At 63.3% G+C, this 17,708-nt stretch carries 17 protein-coding genes and 2 tRNA genes; 11 read left to right on the top strand and 8 right to left on the bottom strand.

The features are described 5' to 3' along the window. Positions 1-95: 95 nt before the first annotated feature. Positions 96-1,178, top strand: coding sequence for a GNAT family N-acetyltransferase (locus X907_RS09250; RefSeq protein ID WP_127567312.1), 1,083 nt, complete (start codon positions 96-98; stop codon positions 1,176-1,178). Beyond that, a complete protein-coding gene (locus X907_RS09245) occupies positions 1,175-2,275 on the top strand; it encodes a glycoside hydrolase family 5 protein (RefSeq protein ID WP_127567310.1) in 1,101 nt (366 codons plus the stop codon). Before X907_RS09250 ends, X907_RS09245 begins: the two co-directional genes overlap by 4 nt. 35 nt (positions 2,276-2,310) lie before the next feature. Here X907_RS09245 and X907_RS09240 read toward each other — a convergent pair whose 3' ends face one another. After that, a complete protein-coding gene (locus tag X907_RS09240) occupies positions 2,311-2,796 on the bottom strand; it encodes a hypothetical protein (RefSeq protein WP_127567308.1) in 486 nt (161 codons plus the stop codon). Positions 2,797-3,081: 285 nt separating this feature from the next. Next, positions 3,082-4,629: an acyl-CoA carboxylase subunit beta gene (locus X907_RS09235; RefSeq protein WP_127567306.1), complete on the bottom strand. Its 1,548-nt coding sequence runs from the start codon at positions 4,627-4,629 to the stop codon at positions 3,082-3,084. A gap of 40 nt (positions 4,630-4,669) precedes the next feature. On the opposite strand from X907_RS09235, the gene tgt reads away from it, so the two are divergent. Continuing rightward, positions 4,670-5,800 carry a tRNA guanosine(34) transglycosylase Tgt gene (gene tgt / locus X907_RS09230; protein ID WP_127567304.1) on the top strand — a complete coding sequence of 377 codons (1,131 nt, stop codon included), beginning with the start codon at positions 4,670-4,672 and terminating at the stop codon, positions 5,798-5,800. Here the strand turns inward: tgt and X907_RS09225 are convergent. Together X907_RS09225 and X907_RS09220 are read right to left on the bottom strand one after the other, a co-directional pair. Beyond that, a complete protein-coding gene (locus X907_RS09225) occupies positions 5,797-6,201 on the bottom strand; it encodes a hypothetical protein (protein WP_127567302.1) in 405 nt (134 codons plus the stop codon). The genes tgt and X907_RS09225 overlap by 4 nt on opposite strands. A gap of 184 nt (positions 6,202-6,385) precedes the next feature. Further along, the gene (locus tag X907_RS09220) at positions 6,386-6,991 is read right to left on the bottom strand and encodes a hypothetical protein (RefSeq protein ID WP_127567300.1); all 606 of its coding nucleotides are present in this window, start codon (positions 6,989-6,991) and stop codon (positions 6,386-6,388) included. 143 nt (positions 6,992-7,134) lie between these two features. Between X907_RS09220 and X907_RS09215 the strand changes: the two genes are divergently transcribed. From X907_RS09215 to tdh, 6 genes are all read left to right on the top strand, one after another. Next, positions 7,135-7,210: transfer RNA gene (locus tag X907_RS09215), tRNA-Lys, on the top strand. Between the two features lie 163 nt (positions 7,211-7,373). Then, positions 7,374-7,733, top strand: a complete 360-nt coding sequence (gene clpS / locus X907_RS09210; protein ID WP_127569435.1) for an ATP-dependent Clp protease adapter ClpS — start codon at positions 7,374-7,376, stop codon at positions 7,731-7,733. 4 nt (positions 7,734-7,737) lie between these two features. Further along, on the top strand, positions 7,738-10,065 hold the full coding sequence (gene clpA / locus X907_RS09205; RefSeq protein ID WP_127567298.1) for an ATP-dependent Clp protease ATP-binding subunit ClpA: 2,328 nt from the start codon (positions 7,738-7,740) through the stop codon (positions 10,063-10,065). Positions 10,066-10,307: 242 nt separating this feature from the next. Continuing rightward, positions 10,308-11,510, top strand: a complete 1,203-nt coding sequence (locus tag X907_RS09200; RefSeq protein ID WP_127567296.1) for a glycine C-acetyltransferase — start codon at positions 10,308-10,310, stop codon at positions 11,508-11,510. A gap of 72 nt (positions 11,511-11,582) precedes the next feature. After that, positions 11,583-12,023: an SPFH domain-containing protein gene (locus X907_RS09195; RefSeq protein ID WP_233352277.1), complete on the top strand. Its 441-nt coding sequence runs from the start codon at positions 11,583-11,585 to the stop codon at positions 12,021-12,023. A 239-nt stretch (positions 12,024-12,262) separates the two neighbouring features. Beyond that, the gene (gene tdh / locus X907_RS09190) at positions 12,263-13,300 is read left to right on the top strand and encodes an L-threonine 3-dehydrogenase (protein ID WP_127567294.1); all 1,038 of its coding nucleotides are present in this window, start codon (positions 12,263-12,265) and stop codon (positions 13,298-13,300) included. A gap of 63 nt (positions 13,301-13,363) precedes the next feature. Here the strand turns inward: tdh and X907_RS09185 are convergent, their stop codons facing one another. The 4 genes from X907_RS09185 to X907_RS09170 form a co-directional block, all read right to left on the bottom strand. Next, on the bottom strand, positions 13,364-13,747 hold the full coding sequence (locus tag X907_RS09185) for a GreA/GreB family elongation factor (protein WP_127567292.1): 384 nt from the start codon (positions 13,745-13,747) through the stop codon (positions 13,364-13,366). Between the two features lie 242 nt (positions 13,748-13,989). After that, positions 13,990-14,598 carry a methyltransferase domain-containing protein gene (locus X907_RS09180; protein WP_127567290.1) on the bottom strand — a complete coding sequence of 203 codons (609 nt, stop codon included), beginning with the start codon at positions 14,596-14,598 and terminating at the stop codon, positions 13,990-13,992. A 6-nt stretch (positions 14,599-14,604) separates the two neighbouring features. Then, positions 14,605-15,018, bottom strand: a complete 414-nt coding sequence (locus tag X907_RS09175) for a type II toxin-antitoxin system HicB family antitoxin (protein WP_127567288.1) — start codon at positions 15,016-15,018, stop codon at positions 14,605-14,607. Between the two features lie 52 nt (positions 15,019-15,070). Continuing rightward, positions 15,071-15,277: a type II toxin-antitoxin system HicA family toxin gene (locus tag X907_RS09170; protein WP_233352276.1), complete on the bottom strand. Its 207-nt coding sequence runs from the start codon at positions 15,275-15,277 to the stop codon at positions 15,071-15,073. 122 nt (positions 15,278-15,399) lie between these two features. Here X907_RS09170 and X907_RS09165 point away from each other — a divergent pair. Both X907_RS09165 and tig read left to right on the top strand, forming a co-directional pair. Further along, a tRNA-Leu gene (locus X907_RS09165) sits at positions 15,400-15,484 on the top strand. A gap of 439 nt (positions 15,485-15,923) precedes the next feature. Then, positions 15,924-17,423, top strand: coding sequence for a trigger factor (tig, locus tag X907_RS09160; RefSeq protein ID WP_127567286.1), 1,500 nt, complete (start codon positions 15,924-15,926; stop codon positions 17,421-17,423). Positions 17,424-17,708 lie beyond the last annotated feature (285 nt).

Raw genomic sequence — 17,708 nt, 5'->3', positions numbered from 1 at the left:
CAAGCCTTAAGAACCGCCTTAACCAGACCGGACGGATAAAAACCGTCCCGGTATGGGGCAGGCGGGTAGCTGCGCGCGTTCATGGGGATGGATGAATGGTTGAAGTCGAGACATGCCGGGCATCCCTGCTGGGCAGCCATGAGCGCAGCGCGTGGAGCGCGTTTCAGGGCGCGAACCCGTCTCTGGCGAGCCCTTATTTCTCGCTCGGTTTTCTCGACGCGGTGGCGCAGGCCCGCCGTGATACCCACATTGCGGTGATCCGCGAAAAGGGTGCCATCACCGGCTTCCTGCCCTTTCATCAGGGCCTGCTCGGCTATGCCCGGCCGCTGGGCGGTCCGCTGGGCGACCATCACGGCTTTATCGCGCCGTCCGATGCGCAGTTTGATCTGCGTGCGGTCCTGCGCCAGGCAGGGCTGAAGGTTTTCGACTTCTCAGGCGCGCTCGGCACGCAAGCCGCGTTCCGCCCCCATGCGCACTTCACGGACGGATCCTGGGTGATTGATCTCAGCGCCGGATATGAGGCGTGGCTTGCCGGGCGCGGCGCCGTCGAACCCAAGGCCTTCCGCAATCTGCGCGCCCGCAGGCGCAAGCTGGAGGACGAGACCACGAGCTTCGTCTTCAGGGTTCATGACGACCGCCCCGAGGTGCTGGCCAAGGCGTTGGAGTGGAAATCAGCCCAGTATGTGCGCACCGGCCATTTCGACGTGTTCTCGGTGGACTGGACGCGCCGCCTCATCAATGCGCTGGGCGTTGAAGGTCTTGAGAATGCACAGCGGCTGGTGTCGAGCCTGGAGATTGACGGAAAGCTGGCTGCCGCTCATGTGGGCGTGCGCTCCGGCACGGTGCTGCACTACTGGTTTCCGGTCTATGATCCTGAGTTTGCACGGGTCGGACCGGGTTTGAACCTGCTTCTTGAGATCGCACGCGAATTGCCGGCCCAGGGATTGAAAGAAATCCACCTTGGCCCGGGCGAATATGACTTCAAGCGCGAACTGGCCAGCTGGCAGTTTCCGCTGATGTCCGGCTATGTGGCTGCGCCGTCACTGGCAGGTGCTGCCCGCCAGCTGGCCGATAATATCCAGGATGCGGCCGAGCGCCTGCCGCTGGGGCCAATCTCCACGCTTCCGGGCCGGGCCTTCCGGCGTATCGACCGTTTCACAGCGTTCCGGGCGGCATGACGACCCGGCGCAATGTGCTGGCCTCTGGCGGAGCGGCCTTCAGCGCCGCGTTTGCGCCGCCGGGCCTGCGCCTTGCGTCCTACGATCCATCGCCTTCAGGCCGCCTGGCCTTGTGGGACAATACATCCGGGCCGCATTTGCGCGGGGCTGTGTTTGCCCAGCGGCGCGTCTATCCGGAGCTGGATGGCACAACGTTTCTCGGGCCGGGGCCGCTGGGTGCGCCTGTCTCCCAGGCGGCGCTGGATTCACTGGCCGAGGCAGGCGCCAATCTGGCCGTCTGGTCTGGCACGGGCGTGTTTGGTGAAACGGGCCGCTTTGGCGTTGATCCGGCGGTTGAGGACCATGTCGGGCGCTGGCTGGATATGTGTCAGCGTGCCGGTCTCTACACGGTCATTGGCTTTCGCACCGGACCGGGGCGCAGCGCCTTTGCCTTCCACCCCGATGATGACTGGTATCCGCGCCGCCTGCTGAACAATGCGCTCTGGCACGATGAGGAGGCACAGGCCGCCTGGGTGGCCATGTGCCTGCATGCGGCGCGCAGCTTTGGCTCGCATCCGGCGCTGGCGGGCATTCTGGCGATGGTCGAACCCAATGGCAGTGATCTGGGCCATCCGTCTGTCTGGCCGGCAATCGCCGCCGCGATTGACCGCAACTGGCCGCAAGCCATTGGCGTGCCGCTTATCCTCAGCCCGGACCGCTGGGCGCGGGCAGAGGCGCTGGGCGCCATGCAGAGTGTCTCTGCGCAGACAATCATCAACGTGCATGACTATGCGCCGCGGGAATATACCCATCAGGGCGCGCGCGCCGGCGTGCGCCTCAATGATGACGGCCGCCATCTGGCACAGGCGATGGCGGGTTATCCGCGCTGGTGCTGTCTGGAGTTTGGCGCGGCGCTGCATGCGCCCGATCTGGGCCGTTATTTCCAGACCCGTATTGCCGCGCTGGAAAGCGCTGGCGCAAACTGGGCGGCGTGGCGCTGGCCGAGCGGCTGGGACGCCTATGAGGCCCGCGAAACCGGCATGAATGTCACCCTGTCACGCGAGGCCATGAATGCGCTGCGCGCTGCCTTCAGCCGCAACCGGGGACGGCCGGACTGAAGGCAGCACGCCTGCACCGTGCGAAGAGGAGGGACTTACTCTTCTGCCGGATCCCCCATTTCATAGACCGGCTCATCTGATTGCGGTTGAGCTGCTGCCGCTGTAGCGGCTTGCGCTTCGGCCCGCAGCACGCTGTCGCACTGCCCGCCTTCATAAAGCCCTGAGAGCCAGTACCAGCGCTTCTCGGCGATTTCGCGCTGGGCGGCCAGCTCGGCTTCACGCTGCTGGGCGCGCTGGCGCATCAAGCCGCCAACCGCGCCGATGCCGGGAATGGCCCGACCCGCTCCTGACATCAGCGCGGCCTGCTGCGCGAGGCCGGTTGCAGCCTCGGTCGCATAGGTGGAATCGAAAACGCCGCCTTCGGGCGCGCCGCCAAGGACTTCGGCGGCAGCATTGGCTTCCACGATCACTTCGCGGCAGGACAGCGCGCTATCGCCCATGCGGATCACCTGGCCTTGCTGGGCGAGGGCGGGTGCAGACAGGGCGGCCATCGCCAGCCCGGCAAAGAGGATGCGTTTCATGACGGTTCTCCTTCTCACTCCCCCAAAGGAGCTAACGGAAGGGACCGTCCCTCAAAGCGTGCCGTGTTGCATCTGACGAAGCTGGTAAGGTTTTTAAGGTGTTGGTTTTGCTTCCATCTTTGGATCGCTGCGCGATCCCGAGGGAACGGTTTCTCCCCCCGTTTACGGGGGGAGTGGCCCGAAGGGCCGAGGGGGGATTGTTCAAAAAAGCTCCCCCCTCCGTCAGCTTCGCTGACACCTCCCCCGTAAACGGGGGAGGAAACCGGTCCACAGAATGACAATCCCCTAAGGCCGATAGCGTGGCTTCCGCTCTCCCCGCTCCCGCAGAGGCGCAGAGAGCCGCGCAAACTCGGTCAGCAAAGGCCGTGTCTCTGCTGGATCGATGATCTCCTCCACCCAGAAGCGTTCGGCCGTCTTGAAGGGGGAGGAGAAGGCGCGCATCTGGCGGGAGAGCTCCGCTTTCATCGCGGCCGGGTCTTCGGCTGTTTCGAGCGCCGCCTTGAACGCCGCCTCCACCCCGCCTTCGAGCGGCAGTGAGCCCCAATCGCCTGACGGCCAGGCATAGCGATAGCGAAAGCCGGTATGGTTCATCATGGCCGCACCGGCGACGCCAAAGGCTTTGCGCACGATGATCGCGCACATGGGAACGCTGGCCTGATAGAGCGCGGCGAGCGCTCGCGCGCCATGGCGGATGGTCCCTGCGCGTTCGGCGCGCGTGCCGATGACGAAGCCGGGAATATCCACGAAATGGACAATCGGCAGGCGGAAGGTTTCGGCCAGATCGATGAAGCGCGTCACTTTCTGCGCGGCCTCTGCTGTCCACCCGCCGCCATAGACTTTGGGGTTCGACGCGACCACCGCCACCGGCCAGCCATCGAGCCGTGCAAAGGCGGTGATGACGGACTGGCCGAAATTGCGGCCCATCTCGAAGACCGACCCCTTGTCCATGGTCGAGGCGAGAATGGCGTGCATGTCATAGGCGTAGCGCTTGTCGCGCGGCACGATTGAGGAGAGCGCCGGATCGGTGCGTGCCGGATCGTCCTTCGGCGTGGTGCGAGCGGGCAGTTCATGGACGGAGTTTGGCAGATAGGAGAGGAACCAGCGCGCGGCCTCCATCGCTTCGGCTTCGCTGGCAAAGGCGTCATCGACCGCGCCAGCGGCAAGCTGGATGTCCGCCCCGCCCAGCTCCTCCTTGGTGACGTGCTCGCCAATGCCCGCGACCACAGGCGGCCCTGCGACGAACATCTGCGCCTGCCCCTGGACCATCACCGAATAATGGCTGGAGACGGCGCGGGCTGCGCCCAGCCCTGCCACGGGCCCCAGCAGCAGCGAGACTACAGGCACGGTCTCCAGATTCTCCACCACCAGATCCCAGGCCGGATTGAAGGGCACGTAAGTGGCACCCATGTCGAGAATGGATTTGACCGAGCCCCCGCCGCCCGTGCCTTCGATCAGGCGCAGAAGCGGCAGGCGCAAGTCCCGCGCCATGGCTTCGGCTTGAATCTGCTTTTCGACGATGGCGGCGTCTGCCGCCCCGCCGCGCACGGTGAAATCATCAGCCACCAGTACCACGTCGCGGCCCCGCACTTTAGCGCGGCCAAAGACGCAGTTGGCGGGCATCAGGCCGGTGAGCTTGCCGTCCTCATCATAGCTCGCTGTGCCTGCTATGGAGCCGATCTCGCGAAAACTGCCCTCATCGGATAGAAGGGCGATGCGCTCGCGCACATTCAGCCGTCCTGCGGCGCGCTGGCGCTCCAGTTTTTCCGGCCCGCCCATGGCGCGTGTCAGCGCCTGACGCTTGCGCAACTCTTCAATTTCGTCTTTCCAGCTCATCCGTTCCACTTTCCCCGCCGCATCAGGACATCCGACTCACATGGCCAGTTTTCCCTTTGAGATCGCCGCCGTCGATGGCCAGGCGCGCACCGGCACGTTGAAAACATCGCGCGGGGAGATCCGCACGCCTGCCTTCATGCCGGTGGGGACGGCAGCGACCGTAAAGGCGCTCTATCCCGATCAGGTAAGGCAGGCAGGCGCGGACATTCTTCTGGGCAATACCTACCACCTCATGCTGCGCCCCGGCGCGGAGCGGGTGAAGCGCCTTGGCGGCCTGCATCACTTCATGCGCTGGGACGGGCCGATCCTGACTGACTCTGGCGGGTTTCAGGTCTGGTCGCTCGCAGGGCTTCGCAAGATGAGCGAGGAGGGGGTGGCCTTCAAAAGCCATATCGATGGCTCCAAACACATGCTGACCCCGGAGCGCTCTATCGAGATTCAGGCCGACCTTCTGGGCGCCGACATCTCCATGCAGCTGGATGAATGCACGCCCTTCCCGTGTGAACGCGACGCGGCAGCGAAATCCATGGAGCTTTCCATCCGCTGGGGGCGGCGCTCGAGAGAGGCTTTCGGGGGGCGCGAGACCCAGAACCTGTTCGGCATCGTGCAGGGCTCTGTCTATCCGGACTTACGTCAACAGTCCGCCGAAGCCCTGATCGAGACTGGCTTTGATGGCTATGCGGTCGGCGGGCTCGCTGTGGGCGAGGGGTTTGAGATGATGTGCAATGTGCTGGACGTGACAACGCCGCACCTGCCGCAGGATCGCCCGCGTTATCTGATGGGTGTAGGCCGCCCGATTGACCTTGTGGAGGCGGTGGCGCGCGGGATCGATATGTTCGACTGCGTGATGCCGACCCGTTCTGGCCGCCATGGTCAGGCCTGGTCAGACTATGGCCCGTTCAACCTGAAAAACGCGCAATATGCCGAGGATGTAAGCCCGCTCAACGAGGCGGTGAACTGCCCGGCCAGCCGCGACTACTCGAAGGCCTATCTGCATCATCTGGTGCGCGCGGGGGAGTATCTGGGCTCCATGATCCTCTCCTGGCACAATGTCGCCTATTACGAGGATCTGGTGGCGCGCATGCGCGCGAGCATTGCTGCAGGCCGGTTCGAGGCGTTCCGCAACGAGTTCCTCGCCCGCTGGGAAGAGGGCACAGGCAAGCGCGGCTAGTCCGCTTGCCGACCTTCGGTCAACCAGGCCAGCGCCTGCGTCTCGCTGTCAAATCTGTTGAAAATGACTGCGGGCGGGCTTTCCGTCAGGAAGCTCTCCCAGGCATCCAGAGCATCTTCAATATCCGTTTTCACGCCCAACACGGCGGTTCTGACCGGGGCAAGCGGATGGGCTGGCAACATCTTGCGGCGCTTCATCGCCAGGTCCAGTATCTCCGTCGCCGGGACATTGGCCTGTTCTGTCTGTGTGAAATCCAGCAGAATATTGTAATCGGCGGGGATGGCGCCGCTCATCAACTGTCCAATGATTTCTCTGAGCTGGCCAGCACTGACCCGTGAGGGAAAACGCATATGCACGATGTGCCGGACGTCACAGACTTGAATGTCGACATTTTCGGTCATGAACAGCATCTCTTCAACTGCGCGGAGGGCAGACTTTCTTGCCCGATACTCCCTGTGGAGCGCGCTAAATGGGAATATAGACTGCCCGCCGCGCTGGCCAAGTAGTGTCACATGACCACGCGTGGGTGTTGGATTTACGGCGCCTTTGCTGGCTTCAGATCCGTGCCGGAAGCATCCGTCCGGATCATTCCCCCTCCGCCAGCCCGTAGCGGATAAAGGTCTGTTCCAGGATGCGCCGGTTGCAGCCATACCCGTCAAACAGGCCGCGCAAGTATGCACGGCGGCGGTCGGCCATTTCGCGCTGGGCGCGGGCCTGCGCCTCGATACGCGCCGAATTCTGCACAAAGCGGGCGACGGGCCGGACCGGGTTCAGCCCCACAATGGCCGAATAATAGGCGTCCACGGCTGCGTCCTGAGCGGCGTCCGGCGCGCGCGACAGCAAATCCTGCCCGCTATCCCACATGGAGCGCTCGCGGGCCTCCTCGGCTGTTTCGTCACGGGCAGGGGGCTGCTCGCGATCGGGGCCGAGTACGGCTGTCAGGCGCGCAATGTCGGTCGCCACGGTGGAGCAGACCCGGCGCGCGCCAGAGCCGCCATAGGGTGTGGGGACGGTGCGCTCGCCTTCCTCCACCATCACCGCGCCCGGACGCTCGCGCGGCGCGCCCAGCGCATCATAGGCGGCCGGCATGGTGCGCCCGGCTGCTTCATCAAAGGTTTCGCGCGATGTCGTGCAGGCGGAAACCGCCAGCGCCGACACGCCACATATCACCACCATACGCGCAAAATTCATCAAGCCCGTCCTCCTGCCGGAGCAGAGTGTCTGTCCATGATGGCAAAGCCATGGCAAACATGAGGGTGAAACGCGCAATCGTGACGCACTTGAGCGCCTTGACCGGCGCGGCGGGCCTCTATAGATACGCGCACTCTTGATGAGAGCCGGTAGCTCAGCTGGTAGAGCAACTGACTTTTAATCAGTAGGTCCCGGGTTCGAGCCCCGGCCGGCTCACCAAGCCCCTTCAAAAATGTGTTTCCAGCCGCCCGCTGCCAGCGCGGACTGTTAACAAGCCGCTCTGGGGGGCTTCTCACTGGCCCCCGCATGCCTATTTAATTCTCCGGACGGGCGGCAATTCGCCCGGAGACGCATGCGAAGCGAGGCGGACCAGCGAATGGGCATGACGGACCCGCGCAAACCATCGGGACCAAAGGGGCCATCGGCACCTGGGCCCGGCGACACGGAGCGCCAGACGGGCATTACCGTGAAAACGCGCCCGCGTACCGAGCGCCCGTCCATGTACAAGGTCCTGCTGCTCAATGACGACTTTACGCCGATGGAATTCGTCATTCAGGTTCTGATGGTCATATTTCACAAGGACCAGGAAGACGCGACTCGCATCATGCTGCATGTTCACCAGAATGGGGTGGGGGTTTGCGGCGTTTTTACCTTCGAGGTAGCTGAGACCAAGGTGGCGCAGGTTATGGACGCGGCACGCCGGGCACAGCATCCTCTCCAGTGCACCATGGAAAAGGACTAGTCCCGTGCCATCATTTTCGCCTGCCCTTGAGCAAAGCCTGCATATCGCGCTGACGGCGGCCAATGAGCGCCGGCATGAGTTCGCGACGCTGGAGCATCTGCTGCTGGCCCTCTGCGATGACGAGGACGCTGCAGCGGTCATGCGCGCCTGCGATGTCGATGTGGAGGAGCTGCGCGCCACGCTCGGCGACTATGTCGATAACGAGCTGGCGAGCCTGATCGTCGATAATGATGATGATGCAAAGCCCACGGCCGGTTTCCAGCGCGTCATCCAGCGTGCGGTGATTCACGTCCAGAATTCGGGCCGTGAGGAAGTGACCGGCGCGAACGTGCTCGTCGCGCTCTTTGCCGAGCGCGAGAGCCACGCGGCCTACTTCCTGGCTGAGCGCGACATGACCCGCTATGACGCGGTCAATTTCATCTCCCACGGCATCGCCAAGAAGGCGGGCGCGGACGAGAGCCGCCGCCCCATGGGCGCTGACGAGGCCGATGAGGACGCGGCCGACGACAAGGATGATGCGCTGGCCGCCTATTGCGTTGATCTCAATGCCAAGGCGAAAGCCGGCAGCGTTGATCCGCTGATCGGGCGCGCCGCGGAAGTTGAGCGCTGCGTGCAGATTCTCTGCCGCCGCCGCAAGAACAATCCGCTTCTGGTGGGTGATCCGGGCGTCGGCAAGACGGCCATCGCCGAAGGCCTTGCCCGCCTGATCGTGGAAGGCAATGTGCCTGAAGTGCTCGAAGAGGCGACGATCTACTCGCTTGATATGGGCGCGCTGCTGGCTGGCACGCGCTATCGCGGCGATTTCGAGGAACGCGTCAAGCAGGTGGTCAAGGCGCTGGAAGCGCGGCCCAACGCCGTGCTGTTCATCGACGAAATTCACACCGTCATTGGTGCGGGCGCCACGTCCGGCGGGGCGATGGATGCCTCCAACCTGCTAAAGCCCGCCCTGCAGTCCGGCTCGCTGCGCTGCATGGGTTCAACGACCTACAAGGAATACCGCCAGCACTTCGAGAAGGACCGGGCGCTTGCCCGCCGCTTCCAGAAGATCGATGTGGTCGAGCCGTCCGTGCCGGACTCCATCAAGATCCTGCAGGGGCTCAAACCCTATTTCGAGGACTTCCACGATGTGCGCTTCACCAATGAAGCGCTGAAAAGCGCGGTGGAGCTGGCCGACCGCTATATCGGCGACCGCAAACTGCCGGACAAGGCCATCGACGTGATCGACGAGGCTGGTGCCTCCATGCGTCTTGTGCCTGCGTCCAAGCGCAAGAAAACCATTGGTGTGAAGGAAGTGGAGACGGTCGTCGCCAAGATGGCCCGCATCCCCCCGAAATCGGTATCGAAGTCCGACGAGCGGGTGCTGAAAGATCTCGATGTCTCGCTGAAACGCGTGGTGTTCGGCCAGGACGAGGCTATCTCGAAACTCTCCAGCGCGATCAAGCTCGCCCGTGCGGGCCTGCGCGAGCCGAGAAAGCCCATTGGCTGCTATCTCTTCTCCGGCCCCACCGGCGTAGGCAAGACCGAAGTCGCCCGTCAGCTCGCTTCGGTACTGGGCGTGGAACTCCTGCGCTTTGACATGAGCGAATATATGGAGCGCCATACGGTGAGCCGCCTGCTGGGCGCGCCTCCAGGCTATGTTGGCTATGATCAGGGCGGCCAGCTTTCCGATGCGGTCGACCAGCATCCGCACTCGGTCCTGCTGATGGACGAGATCGAGAAGGCGCACCCGGACATCTTCAACATCCTCCTGCAGGTGATGGATAATGGCGAGCTGACCGACGCCAACGGCAAGAAGATCGATTTCCGCAACGTGGTCCTGATCATGACCACGAATGCGGGCGCGTCTGATGCCGCGAAGGAAGCCATCGGCTTTGGCCGCGGCAAGCGCGAGGGCGAGGACACGGCAGCGATTGAAAAGCTGTTTACGCCGGAATTCCGCAACCGGCTCGATGCCGTGATCGGCTTTGCCGGCCTGAAGCAGGATGTCGTCGCCCGCGTGGTGGAGAAATTCGTTCTGGAGCTGGAAGCCCAGCTGTCCGACCGGGGCGTGACCTTCGAGCTAACCGAGCCTGCGAAGGCCTGGCTGGCGGTGCGTGGCTACGATGAGAAGTTCGGTGCGCGTCCGCTGGGGCGCGTGATCCAGGAGCACATCAAGAAGCCTCTGGCCGACGAAATTCTCTTTGGCCAGCTGCGCAAGGGCGGTGTGGTGAAGGTCGATGTCGATGCCGCCGATGAGGAACGTCTCGATTTCGAGATCATCCCCGGCGACCGCATCAAGCCGCAAGGCAAGGGCAAGTCCGGCGTGAAACGCAAGCCGGAACCGGTGCGGTAGGCCCCACTGCCTGAACTCCCGGCCGACCGCAGGGAGAGCCGGGACCCAGGGCAGACTTTGCCCTCGTCCTTCGAGACGCCACTGCGTGGCTCCTCAGGATGAGGGCAAAAACCATCTGGCTCCCTCATGCTGAGGAGCAGCGCTAGCTGCGTCTCGAAGCACGAGGGAGGCCCGGTGCATTGCCCTGCAAAGCCGCTTGGCCTATCCCGGTTGCGAGCACGCAAACACCGGAGACACCCGCCATGGCCAACAGCTTTTACGCCCACCTTGCCAGCACCTTGCAGGAGATCGAGGCCGAGGGGCTCTACAAGCGCGAGCGGGTCATCACTTCGCAGCAATTCTCCGAGATCGATGTCGCGAAGAATGGCTCTGAGAGCCATGTCATCAATTTCTGCGCCAATAATTATCTGGGCCTTGCCAACCGGCCTGAGCTGATCAGCGCTGCGAAAGACGCGCTCGACCGCTATGGCTATGGCGTCGCCTCGGTACGCTTCATCTGTGGCACGCAAAGCGTTCACCGCGAGCTGGAAAAAGCGCTGGCCGCCTTCACCGGCCACGAGGACGCGATCCTCTATGCGGCGGCGTTTGACGCCAATGGCGGGCTTTTCGAGCCGCTGCTGGACGAGAATGACGCCATCATCTCCGATGCGCTCAACCACGCCTCCATCATTGATGGCATCCGCCTGTGCAAGGCGAAGCGCTATCGCTACGCCAATTCGGACATGGATGATCTGGAGGCGAAACTGAAAGAAGCGCGCGCGGCAGGTGCCCGCCACATCCTCATCGCCACGGACGGCGTGTTCTCCATGGATGGCTATATCGCGAAGCTGAAAGAGATCTGCGATCTGGCCGACAGATATGACGCCATCACCATGGTCGATGACTGCCACGCCCATGGATTCATGGGCGCTAAGGGCAGGGGCAGTGTGGAGCATTGCGGCGTGCTGGGCCGGGTCGATATCGTCACCGGCACGCTCGGCAAGGCGCTCGGCGGGGCGATGGGCGGGTTCACCTGCGCCAGCCGACCCGTGATCGACATTCTGCGCCAGCGCTCGCGGCCCTATCTTTTCTCCAACTCGCTGGCTCCGGCGATTGCGGGCGCTAGCCTGAAGGCGCTGGACATGGTCGCGCACGGCGATGACTTGCGCGCGCAGCTTTTCAGCAATGCGAAGCGCTTCCGCGCGGGCATGAGCGAGGCCGGCTTCGAGCTTCTGCCCGGCGAGCACCCGATCATCCCGGTGATGCTGGGCGACGCCAAGCTTTCACAGGACATGGCCTCCGCGCTGATGGATGAAGGCGTCTACGTGATCGGCTTCTTCTATCCGGTGGTCCCCAAGGGCAAGGCCCGCATCCGCACGCAGATGAGCGCCGCCCACACGCCTGAGCAGATCGATCGCGCGGTGGAGGCCTTCACCAAGGTGGGCAAGAAGCTGGGGGTTGTCTGATCTGCACGTTAACTTCGCCAGAAAAGCATGTAAGTCTCTCGCCAGACACGTGAGTGGTTTCGCGAGGGCCTGATGCGGCCAATGTTTTCAAAATCGGTCTGGGAGAGCGGCATGCGTGCAGGCGGGGTTATGGTTCTGGTTATTTCGGGCGTCATTCTGGTGGCGCTCGCGATGTGGATTGTACCGATCTACTCGGTCTGGCAGCAGGAACAGGCGGGGCGTGCCGAGCTGGTACGCGCCGAACAGAACCGCAGGATTGCTGTTCTGGAAGCCGAAGCCCGTCTGGAGTCCGAGCGTCTGAACGCCCAGGCCGAGGTTGAGCGCGCACGTGGCGTGGCGGAAGCTAACGCCATTATCGCGGACGGACTTGGCGGTCCGGAGGGCTATCTTCGCTATCTCTGGATCCTGGCACTCAGTGAGAACCAGCAGGATGTGATTTACGTCCCGACAGAAGCGGGACTGCCCATTCTGGAGGCGACGAGAGGGCTTCAAGCGCCTCGATCGCAGAATTGATCCGTTCCGGTCTGGTGGCACCGTGTGGGTGTGAACTGTGGATCCCGGCTCGGGGGCCGGGACCCCGGTATTTGTCACCGAGCTTCTCAACCGGGTTCCCAGGCTTGACCCGGGATCCATTCTTTAACATCGCAACGCGGATGCGTTGCAGCGCTGAAGATGCACCCATCCCCTTCGCCGGGCCTCCACAATGCGCTAGATAGCGGGCAGATAAAAACACCTGCCCGGAGGAAACCCCGATGAAAGCGCTTGTGAAGGCTGAGCCGCGTGAAGGCCTCTGGATGCAGGATGTGGCCAAGCCCGAAATCGGCCCGGATGATGTGCTGATCCGCGTCCACATGACGGCGATCTGCGGCACCGACATCCATATCTATAATTACGACGACTGGGCGCAGAAGAACGTGCCCGTGCCCATGGTGGTCGGCCACGAGTTTGGCGGCGTCATCGAGGCGGTGGGCAGTGAGGTGACGCGGGTAAAGCCCGGCATGCGCGTTTCCGGCGAGGGCCATGTGGTGGGCGAGAAGAGCCGCGCGGTACGCGCCGGGCGCTTCCACCTCGACCCTGAAACGCGCGGCATTGGCGTGAACATGCCGGGCGCGTTTGCCGAATATCTGCGTATCCCCGCCTTCAACGTGGTCCCGCTGCCCGATAATGTGCCGATGGAGATCGCCGCTTTCCTCGATCCGCTGGGCAACGCGGTCCACACCGCGACGGCCTTTGATCTGGTGGGCGAGGACGTGCTGATCACCGGCGCTGGCCCTATCGGCATCATGGCCGCGGCCGTCGCGCGTCATTGCGGCGCGCGTCATATCGTGCTGACCGACATCAATCCGGACCGGCTGGAGCTGGCGACCCGCGTGGTGCCGAGCGTGCGCCCGGTCAACACGATGAAAGAAGAGCTTCGCGATGTGATGGCGGAGCTGAAAATGACCGAAGGCTTTGATGTGGGCCTGGAGATGAGCGGGGCGGAGCCCGCCTTCAAGCAGATGGTCGATCACATGGTGATGGGCGGCAATATCGCCATGCTGGGCTTGCCGGCAAAGCCGTTCAACCTCGACATGGGTTCGCTCATCATGCGCGCTATCAATTTCAAGGGCATTTATGGACGCGAGATGTTCGAGACCTGGCACAAGATGCTTGCGATGCTGCAATCGGGCCTTGATGTGTCGAAGCTGATCACCCACCGCCTGCCAGCGAAGGAGTTCCAGACCGGCTTTGACGCGATGCGCTCTGGCAAGTCTGGCAAGGTCATCCTCGACTGGCGGGATGCGGCCTAGTGGGGGCACACCACCGTCTCCCGCTCGACGGGCCTGTTGAATAGCTGGCGCCGCGGCGGCCGCTTACCCGACCTGCAGGACCAGAAGGGAGGTCTCCCGGTCGCCGATTTGCCAACTGATGGCGCTGCCTTCTTCAAGGCCGATCAGACCCGCGCCAGCCGGCGACAGCACAGAGATGCGTCCGGCGCTGATGTCCGCTTCCTGAGGCAGCACGATTGAACCCGTACGCACCCGCCCGGTATCGGTATCCCTGTAAGCGATATTCACCCCCAGCCGGACGACATTGTCTGGCAAGTCGCGGGACGGAACGACTATCGCGCGTTCCAGCTCGCCAAGCAGGCGTTCGGCAGTCGCACGGCTACCCTCCGGGGCAGCGCTGGCGATGTCGTACAGGGTGTCGGCGGTGTCTTCATCCAGATAGATGGCCGGTTGTGTGAGAGTTTGCATGACTGATTTTCCAAGGCCCGGCGCATTGCGGACAGGTATGACCGGACAGGCCGGTGCCAGAATGAAGGTGCTGAGAAATGAAATACCCCGAACCAGACACGCCCTCAGGCGTTCCAGCCCGGGCGGCTAGCTTGCGAGAAGCGTACCTGCAAAGAAGCAGTGTGCAGTATGTGGGCAGCCGGTTTTCATAACACCAAGGTGGTGCGGATTAGTGGTTTGGTCAATGTCTCTGACTGACCGGGCTACCGCCGCACCAGCGGCACCGCGAGCTCTTCCTTGGCATTCAACCCCGGATGCGGGAAGGCCGTTGGCTCGCCATCCGGCCATTGCCAGCGCGTATCCGGGAAAAGGGCGCGCATGGCGGGCAATCCGCAGCCATAGGGCGGGCCACCCATCTCCTCTTTCTGCATGAAGAGCGCGAGCAGCACCCCGCCGGGGCGAATCTGCGCGTAGGCGCCCGCCTCGTAAGTTTCGCGCAGTTTCGGCGGAATGGCGCAGAGGAAGGTCTGCTCCCAGTAAAGATCGAACGGCGTTTCGGGCCGGTAGGCGAGGGCGTCTCCCGCTTCCAGATGCGCCGTCAGCCCGCTTTGCGCAAAGCGTGCCTTCTGCCAGTCAATCGCGGTGCGGGAGAGGTCTATGGCGGTGACGTTGAGGCCCGCCTTCGCCAGCGCCAGCGGCTCCTCGCCGCGCCCGCAGCCCGGCACATAGATGGATTTGCCGGCCTCAAGCAGGCCCAGCGCCTGCCAGTGGGTAAAGGCCGGGTGCAGGCGCTTTCTCTCCCACGGCGTATCATCGGCGCGGAAGCGCGCATCCCAGTCGAGGGGCGGGTTGGGGGACGGGTCAGCGCTCAAGGGACTTCAGCGCTCCGAACCGGCCTGCAAGGCGCTTTCCACAAGGAAGCGTGAGCGGGAGACACCCGCCTTGCGGGCGGCCCGGTCGATACGCTCAAGCGCAAACTCGTCGACATTGATATTGATGCGTTTGGGCTTTCCTGCCCGCGCCAGCGGTGTAACGGGCACGACCACGAAGGCATCGGCCCGGTCTTCGGCCAGCGAAGGATCCTCCATCACGGCCTGCAGGGAACGCGCCGTCGGAACCGGGCGGTTGAAATCGGCCAGTGCATCGAGATGGGCGCGCAAGGCATGCGCGGCATAGTGAAGAAGCGCGTCCAGCGTGGCGCCGCTGGCATAGCACCCCGGTACATCAGGAAAGAACGCGCCGAACACGTCCTCCCCGTCGCGGTGAACTATGGCGATGAAAGGGGCAAGCATCGTTGTGACTCCGAAGCAGTACACAACTTATACACAATCGCCGGCCATCTGGTCAACGCGGCGGCCAGCTCCAGCCCGCTTGCCTGAAAATGGCCCTCAGTGTGCCGATCGGCAGGTCGCGCTTGGGGTGAGGAATAGTGACGAGAGTGTCCACGCCCTCCTTCACGAAGGTGTGGTGGTCGCCTGTCACCCGCGCCAGCCGCCAGCCATCGCGCTCAAGACGTTTGATGATGTCGCGTGACTTCATTGAATAGCCCATTAGCCGATCCTTCCCGTTATGACGGTGATGGCAAGGATGAATCTGCCCCGGAGGGGGGGCGCGCGGCGGCGCGGAAGACGCCTCTGGTCAATCATCGCGTCACGTCATAGAAAGCGGCCAATGCGGGTGTGGCGGAACTGGTAGACGCGCTGGATTTAGGTTCCAGTGGAGCAATCCGTGGAGGTTCGAGTCCTCTCACCCGCACCACTTCTCCTGTCCTCCCCCGCATCCGCGGGGTCGGTTCCGCGAAAAGTCGCGGGCGGCCGGTCGGCCTTGCGGCCCCTGACGGGGCCGGACTGTCACCCCGGCGCGCAGCGCCGCAAGCGCGATCCCCGATCAAGTCGAGGACAGGCCGCGCGCCCGAGCCTATGCGAGGAGCGACGCACGGATGTGCGGAGCATCAGCAAAGATGGCTGACCCGCATGAAGCGGGTGATGACAGCATGGAGCGGTCCGGCGCTGTACAAAGGTGCCACAACCCCCATGTGGAAATTCGCATGCAGGGACCGTTGCGCGCTCTTGCGGCGCGTGACATAACCCGCGCTCGTTTCGGTATGGGGCCGAGGGCGTCGTCGCGCGCGCTGGCCGCGCCGTACTATCCCCGGCATGGCCCCTATCGGCCCCGTCAAGACAAGGCCTGAATACGCATGAACGTCCTGGAAAAATCCGCCGAAGGTCTCTCGCGCACGTTTGAAGTGGTTGTGCCTGCGTCTGACCTGCAATCGCGCCTCTCTGCCAAGATCGAGGAAATCCGCCCGCAAGTGCGCCTGAAGGGCTTCCGCCCCGGCAAGGTGCCTGCTGCCCACATCCGCAAGATGTTTGGCGCTTCGATCATGAGCGATATTCTTCAGGAGATCGTGCCTGAGGCTACCCAGTCCACGCTGGACGAGCGCAAGCTGCGCCCGGCTAGCCAGCCGAACGTGGAAGTGAAATCGGACGCGGATGACGTTCTGAAGAACGGCAAGGACTTCACCTTCGAGATCAATGTCGAAGTGATGCCGGAGTTCGAGACCACCGATCCGAAAAAGCTCAAGCTGGAGCGTCCGGTGGCCAAGGTCGGCGACGACCAGGTCAATGAAGCGCTGGAGCGCCTCGCCAAGGATAGCCGGTCATACGAAGACAAGCCGAAAACCGCCAAGGCAGCGACCGGCGATGTCGTGGTGATCGATTTCGTCGGCAAGATTGACGGCGAGGTTTTCCCGGGCGGCTCGGCAACCGATTCGCGCGTGGCGCTGGGTGATGGCGCGTTCATCCCCGGCTTTGAAGACCAGCTCGTCGGTGCCAAGGCCGGTGATGATGTGGAAATCAAGGTCACTTTCCCGAAGGATTACGGCGCGGAACATCTCGCGGGCAAGGATGCCGTGTTCGAGACCAAGGTTAAGTCGGTTCAGGCGCCTCAGGACAGCAAGATCGATGACAGCCTGGCCGAGCGCCTCGGCCTGTCTGATCTTGAGGCCCTGAAAGATGCGCTGACCAAGCGCTTCGAGCAGGAGCACAATCAGGCTTCGCGCATGAAAATGAAGCGTCAGCTTCTCGACCAGCTGGACGAAGCGCACGGCGATATTGATCTGCCGGGCCGCATGGTCGAAGCCGAGTTCGAGAATATCTGGCGTGAAGTTCTGGCGGCCAAGGAAGCTGGCGAGCTGGAAGACGAGGACAAGGACAAGTCCGACGACGAGCTCAAGTCCGATTACCGGGCCATTGCAGAGCGCCGTGTGCGCCTGGGTCTGGTGCTGGCCGAGATCGGCCGCAACGCCAAGGTCGACGTGACGCAGGAAGAGCTGGCCCGCGCCGTCAACCAGGAAGCGATGAAGTATCCTGGCCAGGAGCGTCAGGTCGTCGAGTACTTCCAGAACAATCCGGGCGCCGTCCAGGCACTGCGCGCCCCGATCTATGAAGAGAAGGTCGTCGATTATATTATCGAGCTGGCAGAGGTGAAGGAAGTCAGCGTCGATCGCGACACGCTCTTTGCTGATGAGGACGAGGCCCCGGCCAAAAAACCTGCCAAAAAGCCTGCGGCGAAGAAGTCTGCGGCCAAGGCGGACGACAAGCCTGCAGCCAAAAAGGCTCCGGCCAAGAAGGCTGATGGCGACAAGCCCGCTGCGAAGAAGGCACCTGCCAAGAAAGCAGCAGCCAAAAAAGAGTAGTGTGTACCTGCAGGCTGCTTTTCTTTTGTGCTCCGGGGGCTCCGCCCCGTCGCTCCTCGCATAGGCTCGGACGCCCGTTCGGGCTTGCGGCGGCCAGAGGCCGCCGAAAAGGGCGACCGCCCGCCCGCGACTTTTCGCGGAACATCGCAGCCCGGATGGGCTGCGGAACTGAAAGACCGCTTAACTGCCTTTGACAGCCTGATGAACACCGGGTCCGCTTGCGGGTCCGGTGTTGGCTTGCCAAATTGAGCGAAGCCTACCAGCTTGCACCTTGAGGCGTTGCCC

The organism is Glycocaulis alkaliphilus, from assembly GCF_004000605.1.
Taxonomy (GTDB): domain Bacteria; phylum Pseudomonadota; class Alphaproteobacteria; order Caulobacterales; family Maricaulaceae; genus Glycocaulis; species Glycocaulis alkaliphilus.
The sequence above is the reverse complement of the archived record's forward strand: the minus strand, read 5'-3'. Positions and strand labels throughout refer to the sequence as shown.

What these genes read in the sequence shown, in the direction of transcription:
- X907_RS09250 (WP_127567312.1), top strand. Translation starts at nt 96, where the DNA reads ATGGTTGAAGTCGAGACATGCCGGGCATCCCTGCTGGGCAGCCATGAG.
- X907_RS09245 (WP_127567310.1), top strand. Translation starts at nt 1,175, where the DNA reads ATGACGACCCGGCGCAATGTGCTGGCCTCTGGCGGAGCGGCCTTCAGC.
- X907_RS09240 (WP_127567308.1), bottom strand. Translation starts at nt 2,796, where the DNA reads ATGAAACGCATCCTCTTTGCCGGGCTGGCGATGGCCGCCCTGTCTGCA.
- X907_RS09235 (WP_127567306.1), bottom strand. Translation starts at nt 4,629, where the DNA reads ATGAGCTGGAAAGACGAAATTGAAGAGTTGCGCAAGCGTCAGGCGCTG.
- tgt (WP_127567304.1), top strand. Translation starts at nt 4,670, where the DNA reads ATGGCCAGTTTTCCCTTTGAGATCGCCGCCGTCGATGGCCAGGCGCGC.
- X907_RS09225 (WP_127567302.1), bottom strand. Translation starts at nt 6,201, where the DNA reads ATGACCGAAAATGTCGACATTCAAGTCTGTGACGTCCGGCACATCGTG.
- X907_RS09220 (WP_127567300.1), bottom strand. Translation starts at nt 6,991, where the DNA reads ATGAATTTTGCGCGTATGGTGGTGATATGTGGCGTGTCGGCGCTGGCG.
- clpS (WP_127569435.1), top strand. Translation starts at nt 7,374, where the DNA reads ATGACGGACCCGCGCAAACCATCGGGACCAAAGGGGCCATCGGCACCT.
- X907_RS09200 (WP_127567296.1), top strand. Translation starts at nt 10,308, where the DNA reads ATGGCCAACAGCTTTTACGCCCACCTTGCCAGCACCTTGCAGGAGATC.
- X907_RS09195 (WP_233352277.1), top strand. Translation starts at nt 11,583, where the DNA reads ATGCGGCCAATGTTTTCAAAATCGGTCTGGGAGAGCGGCATGCGTGCA.
- tdh (WP_127567294.1), top strand. Translation starts at nt 12,263, where the DNA reads ATGAAAGCGCTTGTGAAGGCTGAGCCGCGTGAAGGCCTCTGGATGCAG.
- X907_RS09185 (WP_127567292.1), bottom strand. Translation starts at nt 13,747, where the DNA reads ATGCAAACTCTCACACAACCGGCCATCTATCTGGATGAAGACACCGCC.
- X907_RS09175 (WP_127567288.1), bottom strand. Translation starts at nt 15,018, where the DNA reads ATGCTTGCCCCTTTCATCGCCATAGTTCACCGCGACGGGGAGGACGTG.
- X907_RS09170 (WP_233352276.1), bottom strand. Translation starts at nt 15,277, where the DNA reads ATGGGCTATTCAATGAAGTCACGCGACATCATCAAACGTCTTGAGCGC.
- tig (WP_127567286.1), top strand. Translation starts at nt 15,924, where the DNA reads ATGAACGTCCTGGAAAAATCCGCCGAAGGTCTCTCGCGCACGTTTGAA.